The following is a 16,068-nucleotide window of genomic DNA, read 5'->3' as shown; positions in this document are numbered from 1 at the left end:
TCGGTAACCATCCAACCAGCGTTTGTGTTATAATATCTGGTGACGAAATGCGCCGGCCAATTACTTAGGTTGTCGGAACATTCACCTCCGTTTCCATCGACCCCCCTTTGGTGGCCTTTATGCCGTCTAACGCATCGAGGAGTTGGACATCTATTCGGGAGACCGGGAAATTCTGCGTGAACGTTCTCGCGATCGAGCATATTGATTTGTGCCAGTCCATCTTTCGTGCAGAGCCCAACGAAGCGATAGCGGGTCTGAACCTGTCGATGCAGGACGGCTTCCTGCGAGTAGAGGGAGCGTTAGCATGGGTCGGCTGTAAGATTTCGCAAATACATGATGCAGGTGACCATGAAATCGTGATTGGTTTTGTGGAATAGCTGGAGGAAGGACCTCCCGGTTATCCGCTCCTGTTTTTTAAGGGGCTATACGGCAGTTTTGAAGCTCTGCCTCCCGGTCGGGATCATGCGTGATTAGCGGGTAATTTGATCGGGATCAGGCAGGTTGGAGCGACGAAGTCCGATCGTCCTCCAAGCAAGTTGAACTTTGCGATTATCGAAGCCCGCACAGTGAGCGAGGCCGGAAGATCCAGTTCTGGTCGTCGCCATCGCCCGCCGCGCAAGCATGTTGCTCCGTCTCTCACAATTTTCGATTTACACAGTTCGCACCATCACGCTCCCACATGGGGATTCGAATCCGGCGGTGTGGCCGCATCGACCCCGACTCTTTGTGGTCCAAGCGGCGAGCCGCATCGTCTCTAGTTTCGCAGCGCCCAGAGCAAGCAGCCGCTCGATTTCATCCGATGTCCGCCGCACGGCGAGCTTCAGTGCCTCGTCAATGTGGACATAGTCCTGCGTAACATTCTGTGAGGCGTGGCCGAGCATGGCGCGGATCGTCAGCTCCGAGAAACCTAGCTCACCGGCCACGCTGCCGAAGGTATGGCGCAGCGTGTGCGGTGTGACGCCCTCGATTCCCGCCAGTGCGCAAACGCGCTGGATGCAGGCACTGACCGCCGTGAACGGCCCCGTTCCGACTTCCGAGGGGAAGGCGTGCGGATTGCCCACGATGCCGGGCTGGTTCTCGATGACCCTGACAGCCGCAGGGCCGATCGCCCGAAGCTGCGCACCCCCCTTGGTGTCCGGGAACGCGACATAGCCAGCAGCCCCGTTGACCCAGGCGCGGTGCATCGCCTGAGCTTCTTCCCGGCGGTATCCGGTCAGCAGCAGCATGCGCAGCACACCGAGAGCGACGGGGTTCTCGCCGTTGCGCTGGGCATAGGCTATCGCCTTGCCCATTATCACGATCTCGGCGGCGCTCAGACGCCGCGTCCTCTTCTTACCAGCCAGCTTCTTCGCACCCTGCGTCGGATGAGTGTCGAGCAGGCCCTTATGCTTCGCATGTCCGATGATGGCCTGGAGCGTGCCCACGCAGCGCGCCGCGACACCGGCGCCGCCGGTCGCCATACCACCCCGGCCGCCGCTGCGCGGCTTCGCCGTCTTCCCGTCCTTCACGTCGGTCTGCATCTGCTCGGCATCCGCGATGGTCAGATGCTTCACGACCCGCTTGCCTAGGAGCGGCTTGATGTGTGTCCTGATCCGGCTCTCATCCATGTCGAGCGACGATTTCTTGATCGGCAGGTTCTTGCGGCCGAGGATGTTCCCCGTCCGCGCTTCGGTCAGATACCAATCGCACATCTCCTCGACCGTCATACCTTTTCGCGCTTGGCGAACTTCGTCGGCGGGGTCTTCACCGCCGATGACGGCCGCCAGCTTGAGCTTGGCCTGATCGCGCGCCTGGTCGACGGTCAGCACGCCATAGCGCGCAATGTTGATACGGCGCTTGATGCCCTCGGCATTGCGATACTGGACGATGAAGGTCTTGAGGCCGGACGGCAGCACCCGCACGCCGAAGCCCTTCACCTCCGTGTCCCAAAGGACAGCCTGCTTCTTCACCGGCGGCACGAGCGCATCGATCGCGCGCTTGGTCAGTTTGCTGGTTGCCATCGTGATCCTCCAGTTGGAGACAAAGCTCGTCGAAAGGGGCTTTGTCTCCAAATTGTCTCCACGGGACGCCCAATTGCGTCCAGCAGCAGGATACGATAGGATAGGCTAAATATCAATAACTACTGAACAAATCGTAGTATGGGGTAGGCTCGGAAAGCTTGGAGAAGCCGCTCATCGAAGTTGCCAAGGTTGGGGTCGAGGGTTCGAATCCCTTCGCCCGCTCCAGTTTTCCTAGGGAAAACAAGAAATAAAAAGGGTCGCCGGTCGGCGGCCTTTTTTAATTTTTGGCTCGTCTACCACCGAGCAATTTAATCCACCAGCACGCAACCGCGGACGCCTACGAACAAGGCTCCGGTACCCCGGCCATATAAATCCTCCAATAATAACATGGAGGCGGGACAAGCAGGGCAACGGCAGAAGCTGCCGCGATGCGGTAGGGGCCGGCGCCGGGCCAGCCCCTACGGCCTTCCATTTCAATCAATCATGCTCGCGGCTTCCGGCGCCCATATAGAGTTCGCTGCCGGTTTCACGGAAGATTTCACTCATTTGCGCCATGCCTTTTTCGGCATCCTCCGCCGCGATGAAGCTGTCGGCGGGCTGGTTCTGCTTGGCGGCGAAGTCGCGCACCTCCTGCGTGATCTTCATCGAGCAGAATTTGGGGCCGCACATGGAGCAGAAATGCGCGGTCTTGGCGCCTTCCGCCGGGAGGGTCTGGTCATGATATTTCTCGGCCGTGTCGGGGTCGAGCGACAGGTTGAACTGATCGCGCCAGCGGAACTCGAAGCGGGCGCGGCTCAGCGCATCATCGCGGACCTTGGCGGCGGGGTGGCCCTTGGCAAGGTCAGCAGCGTGGGCGGCAAGCTTGTAGGTGACGACACCCACCTTCACGTCATCGCGGTCGGGCAGGCCCAGATGCTCCTTGGGCGTGACATAGCAGAGCATCGCCGTGCCGTACCAACCGATCATCGCGGCGCCGATGCCGCTGGTGATATGGTCGTAACCCGGCGCGATGTCGGTGGTGAGCGGCCCCAGCGTGTAGAAGGGCGCCTCGCCGCAGGCTTCGAGCTGCTTGTCCATATTCTGCTTGATCTTGTGCATCGGCACATGGCCGGGGCCTTCGATCATCACCTGCACATCCTGTTCCCAGGCCCGCTTGGTGAGTTCGCCCAGCGTATAGAGTTCAGCGAACTGCGCTTCATCATTGGCGTCCGCGATCGATCCGGGGCGCAGGCCGTCGCCAAGGCTGTAGGCGATGTCATAAGCCTTCATGATCTCGGTGATTTCATCGAAATGTTCGTAGAGGAACGATTCCTTGTGATGGGCGAGGCACCATTTCGCCATGATCGACCCGCCGCGCGAGACGATGCCGGTGACGCGCTTGGCGGTCAGCGGGATGTAAGGCAGGCGCACACCCGCATGGATGGTGAAATAGTCGACGCCCTGCTCGGCTTGCTCGATCAGCGTGTCGCGGAAGATTTCCCAGGTCAGTTCCTCGGCAATGCCGCCGACCTTCTCCAGCGCCTGATAGATGGGCACGGTGCCGATCGGGACCGGCGAGTTGCGCATGATCCATTCGCGCGTGTCGTGGATGTTGCGGCCGGTCGACAGGTCCATCACCGTGTCGGCGCCCCAGCGGATCGACCAGACCAGCTTGTCGACTTCGCTCGCCACGTCGGAGGCGACCGCCGAATTGCCGATATTGGCGTTGATCTTCACCAGGAAGTTGCGGCCGATCGCCATCGGCTCCGATTCCGGGTGGTTGATGTTGTTGGGGATGATGGCGCGGCCGCGCGCGACTTCCTCGCGGACGAACTCCGGCGTCACATAATCGGGGATTGACGCGCCCCAGTCCTGCCCGTCGCGGACATATTCGGCCAGGCGAGCGCGGCCCAGATTCTCGCGCTCCGCCACATATTCCATCTCCGGCGTGATGATGCCGCGGCGGGCATAGTGCATTTGGGAGACATTAGCGCCGGGCTTGGCGCGCAGGGGGCGCTTGACCGTATTGGGGAAGGGCTGGACGCCGCCGCTGCGGTCGGGACCTTTCAGGCCATTATCCTCGGGCTGGATGGCGCGTGCGTCATATTCCTCGACATCGCCCCGGCCGATGATCCAGTCGCGGCGCAGTTGCGGCAGGCCCGCCATGATGTCGATGCGCGCATTCGGGTCGGTGTAGGGACCGGAAGTGTCATAGACGCGGACCGGCGGCTCGCCGCTGCCGGGTTCGAGGTCGATCTCGCGCATCGCGACCTTGAGCGGGCCGACATGGATTTTCCGGCTACCCCGAATGGGGCCGGTAGTGACGCGCATTTCGGTGCGGGCAGGAACGTCGGCCATATGCTTTCCTTTCAGGCGATGACGGTGGCGCGGCCGGTGAGGCCAGCGAGGAACAGGAGGATGCCGAGGACGATGCTGATGATCGCCCAGACACGGATGAAGTTGAGGGACCAGCGGCCGATCTTGATCAGCGGGCCGGGGACAGCGAGCAGCAATGCGCCTTCGATCAGCGCGACATAACCGATGGCCGAAACGAGACAAGACAGCGGATCGCGCCAGATGCTGTGGATAAGGACAAGCGCCGCGCCGACCGCGAAAACCGGGAAGCCCAGCGCCATCACCAGCCCCGGCGAGCGTTCCAGATCGTCCATCATCTGCCGCCAGCGCTGGGGTGCGGTAAGGCCGCCTATGCCGATGACGATCATGTAGAGGCCCATGGCTTCAGCCAGACGCAGGGTCAGAACGGAAATCATGTCCATGGGCCGCCCTCCTATTCGCCTCTAATATGGGCGAAGGACGGGGTGCGGTCTGTCTTTTGCGAACAAGCCGTCCCTCCCTACGCCGGTCTCAACCAGATCAGGTTCAACGGGTCGCGGCCACGTCAGCCGCCTCTCAACCGTCTGTGGACGGTCCCCCGGGGATGGGGCAGCGATAGCCCAAGCCGCCCCGGAACGAAAGCCCTATTGCAATGCTGGACAGGGTTCCTGCTTTTCCGCTTTACTCGTGCGCGATGAAGCATCCCGATCTGTCCACCGAGGAAGGCCGCAAGGCGCATCACCACGAAATGCGCATGGTGGCGGTCAGGCCGCGCCGCTGGGGGCTGTGGCTGCTGACGGCGGGCTTCCTGCTGCTGCTGACGCCCTCCGCGTTGAATGTGCATAGCCTGTTCGGCTTTTGGCCGCCGATGCTGGGGGCGGCGTGCATCATGGCGGGCGTGCCGCTGCTGGCGGTGAGCGTGGTGCTGAAACGCCGTTATGCGCGGCTGCGGATCGAAGGGTAACGGGCTGCTTCGGCCTGTTCAGGTGGACGAAACCGCCTCGAATAGCAGCTTCATGCCCGTTCTGGGCCGGATCGTCAGACGGCTGATCGGTTCCGGCCTGAAGCCCTTCGGCACCGACAGTCGATAACGCCGCAGGACGCTGGCGATCACGGTCATCACCTCCTGCTGGGCAAAGCCCGCGCCGACGCAAACCCTCGGGCCTCGGCCGAAGGGGAACCAGGCCTGCTTCACCATGTCCGCATTGGCGGGGTCTTCGAAACGCTCGGGATCGAAGCTGTGCGGGCAGGCCCAATTATCCTTGTTGCGCTGGGTGAGCCAGGGAGCGACGATCAGCATCGCGCCTTCCTCCAGTTGCTTGTCGCGCATCGGCATCGGGCAGGTGACTTCACGCGGGAAGAAGGCCACCGGCGGATAGAGGCGCAGCGTTTCGCGGAAGATGTTGCGGACATGCCCCATATCCTTGAGCATCGCGGCTGTCAGCGGCGCCTGCCCGGCAAGCCCCGTCACTTCGGCGCGGGCGGCGCTCTGGATATGGGCGCATTCGGCCAGCATATAGAGTGCCCAGGTCATGGTGCTGGCCGAGGTTTCATGGCCCGCGAGGAAGACCGTCGAGACCTGATCCATCACCTGTTGCAGGGTGAAGGGCTCGCCGCTTTCGGGATGCTTCGCCTCGATCAACGACTGGAGTATGTCGCGATGCGGGGCTTCGCCGCGCTGGTGGAAACCTTCATGGCGGGCCTCCACGATCGGGCGGAAGACGTCGTGGATCGCCTTGGCCGGTTTCAATGACCGCTTCTCGAACCAGCGCGCGGGCGCTCCATAGAGCCGCAGCATCGACGCGCTGTGGGCGAAGCGCTGGAACTTGCCGAAGGCGTTGTGGATGATGTTGGAGCGCCGCTCGTCCAAAGCCTCGGAGAAGAGCGTGCGGAAGATGATGTCGGCCGCCACATGGGTCATCATCGGATCGATGTCGACGGGCTTGGCCTTGTCGGCGGCGTCGAGGCGGGCGAGCAGGTCGTCGGCCGCTGCGACCATCAGCGGCATGGAGCGGTTGAGCGCGGTATGGGCGAAGGCCGGGTTGACCATGGCGCGCTGGCTTTCCCAGTCCTCGCCATTGGCGGAAAAGACGCTGTTGCCGATCAGCGGCGAGAGGTTGCGGACCAGCTCGCGATGCTTCGGGTATGCCGTGCCGCCGCGCAGAATCTGGTCCACCAGCGGCAGCTCATTGGCGATATACATGGTCTGGCCGGGCATGCGGATTTCGCCCAGCTTCATCGTGTAGCTCTTTTCGAACAGCACATGAATCCAACTGTGCCAGCCGCGCAGGAAGCGCTTCATCAGGCCGCGCTTGGTGCGGGGCGGCTCAGGATAGGGCGGGGTGAAGGGCTGCGTCACGGGCATGTCCTGAAGGCGGCGATGGCTTCGTCGATGGTGCGGCGGCCTGCGGTGAGGCTGATATAGTCCACCGGCGAGAGGCGGTCGCCCACGCGCAGATAGTCGAAATGCGCCTCATATTTGTTCGACCAGCCGTTATTGTAGTTTTCCGGATCGTAGAAGAGGTGGAAGCGCGGCGACAGCAACTCCACACGGGCGGCGCACCGGTCCGAGACGAGGTGGATCGGATGGACGTCATGATAGGCCGCGCCGTCCGCAGGGGCAGAAAAGTCGACAAGGCGGAAGGGCTTGTCGTCCAGCGCTTTCAGGTCGGCATGATACCAACGCGCGTCCTTGCGCAGCGCGATGACCGGGACGACCTGCCCCAGTGTCAGGACGGTGAAATTGTCCGGGAGCGTGCCGCGCAGTTCGAGAATCCGGCGCAACACGCTCATCGCATAGATGGTGCCGTTGCTGTGGGAGGCGAAGATGACCTCGTCATAGGGGCCGTCCATTTCCTCGACGATACGGGCGGCGAACTGGTCGAGGCGGGCATCCATCTCCGCGCCGGGACCGTCGGCGGCGACGCTGTGGTTATAATACATGAAACGCAGCAGCCAGGGCACGATCAGCTTGTTGAGCAGGCGGCCCGACAGAAGCACGCTGACCGCCATGCCGATGAGCGCGCTCGCCCAGAAGGGGAGCAGCAGCGAGAGCAGCAATGCCGGGATCAGTGCGAGCGCCAGCGGGATCAGCACCGCCAGCAGCGGCGGATAGAGGATGGTGATGACCGGGCCTTGGCGCAGCCTGCGCATCCGGGCGAACTGCATGTGCCGGGCATGGGCGCTGTAGGTGGCCAGCGAGCGCCACGCCAACAGCAGCGGATTGCGTATCCACACCTTGCCGACCAGATCCTCCCAGCGGAGGAATTCATAGTCGGTTTCGACGCCTGCGCCATGATTGGTGACGGTCCAGATCGCGGACGAGGCCGGGCCGGACCTGCGGGCGCTGACCTCCAGCCTCTCGCCCGACAGGCGCGTGTAATTTTCCGCCTGCTCGCGGTACATCTGGTGGTAGAAACGCACCCCGCGCGGGTCGAATCCGCCAAGGTAGAAGAGTTTGCGCTTGAACTTTTCCATGGCCCCTGTCCACATCGGGCCATGACGACACCCGAACGCGACTACTGCTATTTCATAGACCACCGCAAATACAACCGAAACATCGGCTGTCGGCGCCATGACAATGCCTATGGCATCAATGGCGGCGGCAGCGAGCGGGACCGGTGGCGGGCGGACATGGCCTTTTACCGGCACATGAAGGGGGAAGGCGATCCCATGGCCCTGCCTTCCTTGCTGGCGTGCCTGTGTTTCGGCTGGTTCTGCTGGAATTATCATCCGGGCAAGGGGCTTTGGCGGGGGCAGCTCTTGCGCCGTTTCGTGAAAGCGCCGAAGTGAGCGGCATGACCAGACATGTTTCCATCGGGCCGGTGACGGTCGGCAATGACCTGCCCTTCGTCCTGATCTCCGGCCCCTGCCAGATCGAAAGCCGCGACCATGCGATGAAGATGGCGGAAAGGCTGTCCGGCGCGGCGACGAAGGCGGGCGTGCCGTTCGTGTTCAAATCCTCCTTCGACAAGGCCAACCGCACCTCCGTGTCGGGGAAACGGGGCGTGGGGATCGATGCGGGACTGGCAATTCTGTCCGAAGTGAAGGCTCATTTCGGCTGCCCGGTGCTGACCGATGTGCATGAAGCCGGGCAGGTCGAGGCAGCGGCCGAGGCGGTGGATATCCTGCAAATCCCAGCCTTTCTGTGCCGTCAGACCGACCTGCTGCTGGCGGCGGGAAAGACCGGCGCGGTCATCAATGTGAAGAAGGGGCAGTTCCTCGCGCCCTGGGACATGGCGGCAGTGGCGCAGAAGGTGGCGTCGACCGGCAATGAGCGCATTCTGCTGACCGAGCGCGGGGCGAGTTTTGGCTACAATACGCTGGTCAGCGATATGCGTTCGCTGCCGGTGATGGCACAGACGGGCTATCCGGTGGTGTTCGACGCCACCCATTCGGTGCAGCAGCCGGGCGGGCTGGGTTCCGCTTCGGGCGGGCAGCGCGAATTTGCGCCGGTGCTGGCGCGCAGCGCGGTCGCGGCGGGGGTCGCGGCGATCTTTGCCGAGGCGCATGACGATCCCGATAATGCGCCCTCCGACGGGCCGGTGATGCTGCCGGTCGAGTGGGTCGGGCCGTTGCTGGAGAAGCTGAAGGCAATTGATGGGGCGGTGAAGGGGTAAGCCCCCTCACCTGCCCGCATCAGGTCAAAATCAGGGGCGCGTCTGGCCCGTCCCGCGCACGACCCATTTATAGGTGGTGAGGCCTTCCAGCGCGACCGGGCCGCGGGCATGGAGGCGGCCGGTCGATATACCGATCTCCGCACCAAGGCCGAATTCGCCGCCGTCCGCGAACTGGGTCGACGCGTTCCACATGACGATCGCGCTGTCGACCGCGTTCAGGAAGCGCTCTGCCCTTTCCGCGTCCTCGGTAATGATCGCATCAGTATGGTGGCTGGCATGGTTCGCGATATGGGCGAGCGCCTCGTCCAGCCCGTCAACCAGACGGACCGAGACAATGGCGTCGAGATATTCGGTGTCCCAATCCTCGTCCGCGGCAGCGACGACACGGGCGTCCATCGCCTGCACCGCTTCGTCGCCCCGCACTTCGCACTTGGCGTCGAGCAGCGCCTTCACGATGACGGGCGCGGCCCCGAAAGCCTTGTCGATCAGCACCGTCTCGGTCGCGCCGCAAATGCCCGTGCGGCGCATCTTGGCATTCACCACCAGCTTTTGCGCCATGTCGGGATCGGCCGCGCCATCAACATAGCTATGGTTGATGCCGTCGAGATGCGCGAGGACCGGCACGCGCGCCTCTTCCTGCACGCGGGCGACCAGGCTCTTGCCGCCACGGGGCACGATGAGGTCGATATATTCGGCCGCCTTGAGCAGCGCACCCACGGCAGCGCGGTCGGTCGTCGGCACCAGTTGCACCGCCTCGGCGGGCAGGCCGGCGGCGGCGATACCCTCGGCCATGGCGGCGTGGATGGCGCGGTTGCTTTCCTTTGCCTCGCTGCCGCCGCGCAGGATCACGGCATTGCCGGCGCGCAGGCAGAGCGCGGCGGCATCGGCGGTCACATTGGGGCGGCTTTCGTAGATGATGCCGATCACGCCCAGCGGCACGCGGACGCGGGACAGTTCCATGCCATTGGGTCGAACCTGCCTGTCGATCACATTGCCCAGCGGATTGTCGAGCGTCGCGACCTGCTCCACGCCCGCCGCAGTGGCGGCGATGCGGTCCTCATCCAGACGCAGCCGATCCAGCATGGCTGGCGAAAGACCGTTGGCGGCGGCATTTTCCATATCCCGGGCATTGGCGGCGATGATCTGCGGCGCTTGATCCCGCAAGGCCTGCGCAGCGCGGCACAATGCGTCGATCTTCTGCGCGTCGCTGGCCGATGCCAGTGTGAGAGCAGCCGTGCGGGCGCGCGCGCCCATGGTCGCAATCAGCATTTCGGGGGTCTGGGTCAGGTCGTTCATGAAAGGTCTCGCCATGTTTGCGCGGGCCTTATCATGAAAGCGCGTCAAAGCGAAACCATCGGCTGCGGGCAGGTCCCGAAGCCAGCGACCGGGCCATGGGTCGCAAATGGCCCAATCGCTGGCAGGCAGTGGAAACTGCCTCTTTCTCAGGCGTAGCGCGGAGGTCCGACACGCGCATACCCCGAATGGGGTATATGTGCGCGAAAATGCGGAAATTCCTGTCGCAATCGTCGAATTTCAGGCGGAAAGGGGAAGGATCAGGCCGCCTGGGCCAGGACTTCCCGTTTCGTCGCGGTGAACATGCGGCACGGCGGGACATTGCGCCATTCGACCCGCTCCTGCAGTTCCTCGAACTGCGGCGAGAGCAGGCGGCGCATATAGGCGGAATATTGATAGACCAGAAAAGCCCCGTCCGGTTTCAGCGCGGTCCGCGTTTCAGCGCAGATGTCCTCGCCGACTCCTTCAGGCAGGGTCGAAAAGGGAATGCCGGAGAGAATATAGTCCGCCTGACGATGCCCCGATTCCCGAATGAAGCGACGCACGTCGGCCGCCGATCCATGCACGACGCGCAGGCGGGGATCGTCGATCTGCGCTTCGAGGAAGGCGACGAAATCGAGGTTCAGATCGATCGCCAGCAAGGTCGCGTCCGGGTGCATCCTTTCCAGAACGGTCCGCGTGAAGGTGCCCACCCCCGGCCCATATTCGACGAACAAACGGGCACGGGCCCAATCGACATCCGCCAACATCGCGTCGACCAGCGAAGCCGAAGACGGGATGATCGACCCGATCATGCCCGGATGCTTGACGAACTGCCGAAAAAACATCCCCCATTGCGCGAGGAAAGTGGAGGGCCGAACCAAATTCTTTTTCTTCAAGGGGATGGAGGCCATCAATTCTCGCCTGTCTGCCTTCATACGCCCGACTCGCAAAAATCAGCCGGGCTTGCAAGCGTCTTCGCGGTGAAATGCGGTACTTTGAATGGGAAATCGGCGGGGAAGGATGCCCCTTCCCCGCCCGTTTTCGATCAGGCCTTTGTGCCGCGCGCGCGCAACATGCCGGGCGCGACGAAGCCGATGGGATCGACCTGCATCACGCTCTGCTTGAGTGTGGCCTGGATCTGTTCATATTCGCGCTCCATTTCGGGCGTGACGGAGGCACGGGTATCCTCCAGCGCCGCCTCGAAATGGGCCTGACGAACCTGATCGACCGAGAGCGACTGGCGCAGCGCGACCAGACCCGCGCGACGGACAAGATCTTCCAGATCGGCGCCGGTGAAACGCTCGGTCTTCTCAGCCAGCAGGTCGAGATCGACATCCTGCGCCAACGGCATCTTGCCCGTATGGATGGACAGGATGCGCTTGCGCCCGGCCTTGTCCGGCACCGGCACATAGATCAGTTCGTCGAACCGTCCCGGCCGCAGCAGCGCCGGATCGATCAGCGTCGGCCTGTTGGTCGCTCCGATGACGACAACGGATTGCAGTTCCTCCAGCCCGTCCATTTCGGCGAGGATGGTGTTCACCACCCGCTCCGTCACCTGCGGCTCGCCCAGCCCCCCGCCACGGGCGGGGACCAGACTGTCCAGTTCATCGATGAAGATGACCGTCGGCGCCACCTGCCGCGCACGGGCGAAGAGGCGAGCAATCTGCTGCTCGCTCTCCCCATACCATTTGCTGAGCAGGTCGGACGATTTGGTCGCGATGAAGTTCGCCTGCGCTTCTCGCGCCACCGCCTTCGCCAGCAGGGTCTTGCCGGTGCCGGGCGGACCGTAGAGCAGGAAGCCCTTGGCCGGGCGGATACCAATGCGACGGAAGGCGTCCGGGTCCTTGAGCGGCAGCTCGACCCCTTCCTTCAGCCGCATCTGCGCGTCGTCCAGCCCGCCAATATCGGCCCAGCCGATGTTCGGCGCCTGCACCATCACCTCACGCATGGCGGAAGGCTGGACGCGCTTGATCGCAGCCATGAAATCCTCCCGCGTGACGGACAGCTCCTCCAGCACGTCGGGCGGAATCGTCCCTTCCTCCAGATTGAGGCGCGGCATGAAACGGCGCACCGTCTCGATCGCCGCCTCACGGGTCAGCGCGGCCAGATCGGCGCCGACAAAGCCATAGGTCATGCGCGCCAGTTCGCTCAGGTCCACCTTGTCCCCCAGCGGCATGCCGCGCGTATGGATGCCCAATATCTCCCGCCGTCCGCGTTCGTCGGGAACGCCGACGATGATTTCGCGGTCGAAACGGCCGGGACGGCGCAGCGCCTCGTCAATCGCCTCGGGCCGGTTGGTCGCGGCGATGACGACGAGGTTGGTGCGCGGCTCCAGCCCGTCCATCAGCGTCAGCAATTGCGCGACCAGCCGCTTTTCCGTCTCGCCGGTCACATTGCCGCGCTTGGGCGCGATCGAGTCGATCTCGTCGATGAACAGGATCGACGGGGCGGATTTTGCGGCCGCCTCGAAAATCTCGCGCAGCTGCTTTTCCGACTCGCCATAGGCCGAGCCCATGATCTCCGGGCCGTTGATCAGGAAAAATTCGGCCTCCGATTCATTGGCGACGGCACGGGCAAGGCGCGTCTTGCCCGTTCCCGGCGGGCCGTGGAGCAGGACGCCCTTGGGCGGATCGACGCCCAGCCGCTCGAACAGTTCGGGATAGCGCAAGGGCAGCTCGACCATCTCGCGGAGCTGGTCGATCGCCTCCGCCATGCCGCCGACATCGTCATAGGTGACGTCGGCGCGGCGCATGTCGCGCGGCTCCTCATATTCGGCGCGCAGCTCGACTTCGGTGTCGGCATCAATATGGACGAAGCCCTTGGGCATGGTGGACACCACCACCAGCCGGATTTCCTGCAGGGCATAGGCGGGCGCGGCCAGCATCTGGCGCAGATGCGGCGGCATGTCGCCCGGCGGCACCTGTTGCTGCCCGGCCGTCGCCACAATATCGCCGGAGGCCAGCGGCCGCTGGAAGAACACCCGTTTCAACGCATCGGGATTGCCCTGTAGCCGCAAATTATTTTGTGCAGGCGCGAACACGACCCGCTGCGCAGGGCGCGGCTCCACCTTCCTGATCTGCACGAAATCGCCGGAGCCGACCCCCGCATTGGCGCGTTGAAGCCCATCGAGGCGGAGGACGTCGAGCCCTTCATCTTCCTTATAGGGGCGCACCACCCGGGCCGGCGTCGCACGCTTGCCCGCAATTTCGATCACATCGCCTTCCGCCAGATGCAGTTCCGCCATAACCGCCAGCGGCAGCCGCGCAAGGCCGCGCCCCGCGTCTTCCGGCCGTGCATTGGCCACCTGGATCCTGCGTCCTGTGCTTTCTTCCTCAGACACTCGCCATCCCCATTCTTGTCACTGCGTAACGAGATAGGAAACGTCGCCGCCGAACAAAAGGGGGCGTGGTTCGTCGTGGAAGGAATAAAAAAAGGGCCGACCCGAAGGCCAGCCCGGAAAGTTTATAGGAGAGGATGCCTGAAAGGCCTTTCCTATGTGCAGCGCAGTATGTATTTTCGCAAGTGCGAAAAGAATCGAGGAGTTGCATTTTTTGCATCTTGCCAACCGCCCCTTTTTGCTGCTCAGTGAAATGAGGATGCTTGAGAACCGAACCGCGCGTCGTTCGAGAAGGACAATGATGCGTCGCAGCGGGATCGGTCAGATGAAATTGATTGTTTATGCGTAGATTGCCGCCTCTTACGGCCCTGGAGGCCTTTGTGCAGGTCGCCCGCCTTGGCTCGGTCAAGGCGGCTGCCGAGGAACTTGCGCTGTCCACGCCGGCGCTCAGCCGCCGGGTTCAGGCGCTGGAGCGGTTCATCGGACGCCCGCTGTTCGACCGCAAGCATCAGGCGCTGGAGATCAATGCCGACGGGCAGCGGCTGCTGGACGATATCGCCCCGGCGCTGGATTCGCTGAGTCAGGCGCTGGAGAATATCCAGAGCGGCGGCAACCAGCTTCGCCTGCGACTGGCGGTGATGCCGCTGTTCGCGACCCAGAGGCTCTTTCCCCATCTGGGGGCGCTCAGGCAACGGCACCCACAGCTTCACATCGATATCGAAACCACCCCCTATGCCGTGGCGCGGCTGGGCGAAGGGCTGGACGCGGCAATCGTGCTGGCCAAGGATATCGATCCGGCGCTCTATGCCCATGAACTGGATCATGACGAAGTCTATCTGATCGGGCGCAAGGCATTGCTGGAAGCGCCCAACGCGCTGACTTCCCCGCAGGAACTGGCCAATCACACCGTCCTGCTGCATCGCGACATGACAATGGCGTTCGACGCATGGAAGGAAGCGGTGGACCTGCCCGACCTGCAGCCGCTGGCGGTGGACAATTATGATTCGGGACAGCTCATGCTGGAGGCGGCAGCCCAGGGGCTGGGCGTCGCAGTGATGCACGCCAGCCATTATAATGAATCGGGCGACTCCCGGCTGGTCCGCCTGTTCCCGGCGACCAAGGTCAAAAGCCCCTACCGCTATTATTTCGTCTGCCGTCCCCGGGCGTTACAGACCCGCGCGGTGCGTATTTTCCGCGACTGGCTGATCGGTGCGGACATATAAAAGCGTGAATAGAGGCATTTGTCTCGATTCTTCTCGGATGCGTCTTAACCTTGTTTCGCTGCCGCCGTTCTAGCGGTCATGACTGGGGCATCATCATCCACCGCCAATGTGCAGCACGGCCTGACCGATCGTCTCGCCCGCTGGGCCCGGGGCCTTTCGGGGAAGGCCGATCATGAGGAACCGGACGAACCGCCGGAGCCGCAGCGCGCCCGGTCGGGCAGCGCGAGCAACCGCGAAATCACCAGAAGGCGCAAACTCTATGGGGATATTGGCGACTTCCTGTTCGCCCATGACCTGGACCTGACGCCGCTCAATTTCGGTGTCGCCCATGATTATCTGACCGGCGCGCATATCGGCGTGGAAAAGGCGGTGAAGGCCGTTCTGACCGAGCGCGGCAAGATCACCAACGGCTGGATCGAAAGCGTCGCCGCCGAACAACGCACCGATGAGATCACCCCCGAAGCCCTGGCCACCATGCTCGACAAGGTCGAGGAAAATCTGGCCCAGGTCACCGGCCTCATGACCGAATCCCGCAATTCCGCCAAGGATTATGGGGCGGCGCTGCAGGAAGAGGTCAAGGGCCTGGCGGCCGCCGCGGACAATCAGCCGGTGCTGACGCGGCTGGTGGCGCTCACCCGTTCCATGGTCGAAAAGACGCGGCAGGTCGAAACCCAGCTGCGCGACAATCAGAAGCAGACACAGTTGCTGAAGTCCAATCTGGACAGTGCGCGCCGCGCCGCCGAGTATGACCATCTGACCGGCCTGCCCAACCGCCGGGCTTTCGAAAATGTGCTGCGCGACGAATTGAAGCTGGCGCAGGAACAGGGGCAGGCGCTGGCCGTCGCCTTTTGCGACATCGATCATTTCAAGCTGATCAACGACACCCACGGCCATGACACCGGCGATCGGGTACTGAAATTCGTGGCGGGGCTGCTGGCCAGGATCAGCAACGACCAGTGTCATGTCGCCCGCCATGGCGGGGAGGAGTTCGTCATGCTGTTCCGCGGCAAGACGGCGGCCGAAGCCTGCGAAGCGGTGGACGGCGTGCGGGAGGATCTGTCCACCCGCAGCCTGGTCAACCGCTCCAATGGCGAGCGGATGGAGCGGGTGAGCTTTTCCGCCGGGGTGGCCAATGTGCTGGCCTATGAAGATCCCCGCACCGCTCTGAAGGCCGCCGACCGGGCGCTCTATCTGGCCAAGGAACATGGCCGCAACCGGGTGTATCTGGCGGTCGAGGGGGACTGAACCCGGCGCCAGCCCTCTCCCCCATCCGGCCGCCCAAGGGCAGTATCTTATGGGGG

At 63.2% G+C, this 16,068-nt stretch carries 13 protein-coding genes, 1 pseudogene and 1 riboswitch; of the genes and pseudogenes, 6 read left to right on the top strand and 8 right to left on the bottom strand.

The window, feature by feature from the left end:
* Positions 1-83 precede the first annotated feature (83 nt).
* Positions 84-377 (top strand): annotated as a pseudogene (locus HUK73_RS26780) (flavin reductase family protein); the annotation flags it as partial.
* A gap of 273 nt (positions 378-650) precedes the next feature.
* Here the strand turns inward: HUK73_RS26780 and HUK73_RS13775 are convergent.
* The 3 genes from HUK73_RS13775 to HUK73_RS13765 all read right to left on the bottom strand — a co-directional run bounded on the left by HUK73_RS13775 (position 651) and on the right by HUK73_RS13765 (position 4,756).
* Complete coding sequence (locus HUK73_RS13775; protein ID WP_255326283.1) at positions 651-2,000, bottom strand: site-specific integrase; 1,350 nt, start codon at positions 1,998-2,000, stop codon at positions 651-653.
* Between the two features lie 477 nt (positions 2,001-2,477).
* Entirely contained in the window at positions 2,478-4,337 is a 1,860-nt protein-coding gene (gene thiC, locus HUK73_RS13770) for a phosphomethylpyrimidine synthase ThiC (protein ID WP_176592407.1), read from the bottom strand.
* Between the two features lie 11 nt (positions 4,338-4,348).
* On the bottom strand, positions 4,349-4,756 hold the full coding sequence (locus HUK73_RS13765) for a DUF2065 family protein (protein WP_176592406.1): 408 nt from the start codon (positions 4,754-4,756) through the stop codon (positions 4,349-4,351).
* 57 nt (positions 4,757-4,813) lie between these two features.
* Positions 4,814-4,924, bottom strand: a riboswitch (TPP riboswitch).
* A gap of 83 nt (positions 4,925-5,007) precedes the next feature.
* Between HUK73_RS13765 and HUK73_RS13760 the strand changes: the two genes are divergently transcribed.
* Positions 5,008-5,277 (top strand): hypothetical protein, encoded by a 270-nt coding sequence (locus HUK73_RS13760; RefSeq protein WP_176592967.1) that lies wholly within the window; start codon positions 5,008-5,010, stop codon positions 5,275-5,277.
* An 18-nt stretch (positions 5,278-5,295) separates the two neighbouring features.
* Here HUK73_RS13760 and HUK73_RS13755 read toward each other — a convergent pair whose 3' ends face one another.
* Both HUK73_RS13755 and HUK73_RS13750 read right to left on the bottom strand, forming a co-directional pair.
* Entirely contained in the window at positions 5,296-6,672 is a 1,377-nt protein-coding gene (locus tag HUK73_RS13755) for a cytochrome P450 (protein WP_176592405.1), read from the bottom strand.
* Positions 6,669-7,790, bottom strand: a complete 1,122-nt coding sequence (locus tag HUK73_RS13750) for a hypothetical protein (RefSeq protein ID WP_176592404.1) — start codon at positions 7,788-7,790, stop codon at positions 6,669-6,671. The genes HUK73_RS13755 and HUK73_RS13750 overlap by 4 nt, the downstream gene beginning before the upstream one ends.
* Before the next feature lie 21 nt (positions 7,791-7,811).
* Here HUK73_RS13750 and HUK73_RS13745 point away from each other — a divergent pair, with 21 nt between their 5' ends.
* Positions 7,812-8,105 carry a hypothetical protein gene (locus HUK73_RS13745; protein ID WP_176592403.1) on the top strand — a complete coding sequence of 98 codons (294 nt, stop codon included), beginning with the start codon at positions 7,812-7,814 and terminating at the stop codon, positions 8,103-8,105.
* A 5-nt stretch (positions 8,106-8,110) separates the two neighbouring features.
* Positions 8,111-8,932: a 3-deoxy-8-phosphooctulonate synthase gene (gene kdsA / locus HUK73_RS13740; RefSeq protein WP_176592402.1), complete on the top strand. Its 822-nt coding sequence runs from the start codon at positions 8,111-8,113 to the stop codon at positions 8,930-8,932.
* 30 nt (positions 8,933-8,962) lie between these two features.
* On the opposite strand, the gene HUK73_RS13735 is transcribed toward kdsA, so the two are convergent.
* The 3 genes from HUK73_RS13735 to HUK73_RS13725 all read right to left on the bottom strand — a co-directional run bounded on the left by HUK73_RS13735 (position 8,963) and on the right by HUK73_RS13725 (position 13,547).
* Complete coding sequence (locus tag HUK73_RS13735; protein WP_176592401.1) at positions 8,963-10,228, bottom strand: glutamate-5-semialdehyde dehydrogenase; 1,266 nt, start codon at positions 10,226-10,228, stop codon at positions 8,963-8,965.
* Positions 10,229-10,485: 257 nt separating this feature from the next.
* Positions 10,486-11,118: a class I SAM-dependent methyltransferase gene (locus tag HUK73_RS13730; protein WP_176592400.1), complete on the bottom strand. Its 633-nt coding sequence runs from the start codon at positions 11,116-11,118 to the stop codon at positions 10,486-10,488.
* A 134-nt stretch (positions 11,119-11,252) separates the two neighbouring features.
* Entirely contained in the window at positions 11,253-13,547 is a 2,295-nt protein-coding gene (locus tag HUK73_RS13725; protein WP_176592399.1) for a CDC48 family AAA ATPase, read from the bottom strand.
* A 338-nt stretch (positions 13,548-13,885) separates the two neighbouring features.
* Here HUK73_RS13725 and HUK73_RS13720 point away from each other — a divergent pair, with 338 nt between their 5' ends.
* Positions 13,886-14,767, top strand: a complete 882-nt coding sequence (locus HUK73_RS13720; RefSeq protein ID WP_176592398.1) for a LysR substrate-binding domain-containing protein — start codon at positions 13,886-13,888, stop codon at positions 14,765-14,767.
* Positions 14,768-14,845: 78 nt separating this feature from the next.
* Positions 14,846-16,012, top strand: coding sequence for a diguanylate cyclase (locus HUK73_RS13715; protein WP_176592397.1), 1,167 nt, complete (start codon positions 14,846-14,848; stop codon positions 16,010-16,012).
* Positions 16,013-16,068 lie beyond the last annotated feature (56 nt).

The organism is Sphingobium sp. EM0848, assembly GCF_013375555.1.
Lineage (GTDB): Bacteria > Pseudomonadota > Alphaproteobacteria > Sphingomonadales > Sphingomonadaceae > Sphingobium.
Note: the sequence above shows the minus strand (reverse complement) of the source record. Positions and strands in the feature narration are given on the sequence as shown.

Excerpts from the sequence above, each read along its gene's own strand:
- HUK73_RS13775 (WP_255326283.1), bottom strand. The coding sequence starts at position 2,000 with ATGGCAACCAGCAAACTGACCAAGCGCGCGATCGATGCGCTCGTGCCG.
- thiC (WP_176592407.1), bottom strand. The coding sequence starts at position 4,337 with ATGGCCGACGTTCCTGCCCGCACCGAAATGCGCGTCACTACCGGCCCC.
- HUK73_RS13765 (WP_176592406.1), bottom strand. The coding sequence starts at position 4,756 with ATGGACATGATTTCCGTTCTGACCCTGCGTCTGGCTGAAGCCATGGGC.
- HUK73_RS13760 (WP_176592967.1), top strand. The coding sequence starts at position 5,008 with ATGAAGCATCCCGATCTGTCCACCGAGGAAGGCCGCAAGGCGCATCAC.
- HUK73_RS13750 (WP_176592404.1), bottom strand. The coding sequence starts at position 7,790 with ATGGAAAAGTTCAAGCGCAAACTCTTCTACCTTGGCGGATTCGACCCG.
- HUK73_RS13745 (WP_176592403.1), top strand. The coding sequence starts at position 7,812 with ATGACGACACCCGAACGCGACTACTGCTATTTCATAGACCACCGCAAA.
- kdsA (WP_176592402.1), top strand. The coding sequence starts at position 8,111 with ATGACCAGACATGTTTCCATCGGGCCGGTGACGGTCGGCAATGACCTG.
- HUK73_RS13735 (WP_176592401.1), bottom strand. The coding sequence starts at position 10,228 with ATGAACGACCTGACCCAGACCCCCGAAATGCTGATTGCGACCATGGGC.
- HUK73_RS13730 (WP_176592400.1), bottom strand. The coding sequence starts at position 11,118 with ATGGCCTCCATCCCCTTGAAGAAAAAGAATTTGGTTCGGCCCTCCACT.
- HUK73_RS13720 (WP_176592398.1), top strand. The coding sequence starts at position 13,886 with ATGCGTAGATTGCCGCCTCTTACGGCCCTGGAGGCCTTTGTGCAGGTC.
- HUK73_RS13715 (WP_176592397.1), top strand. The coding sequence starts at position 14,846 with ATGACTGGGGCATCATCATCCACCGCCAATGTGCAGCACGGCCTGACC.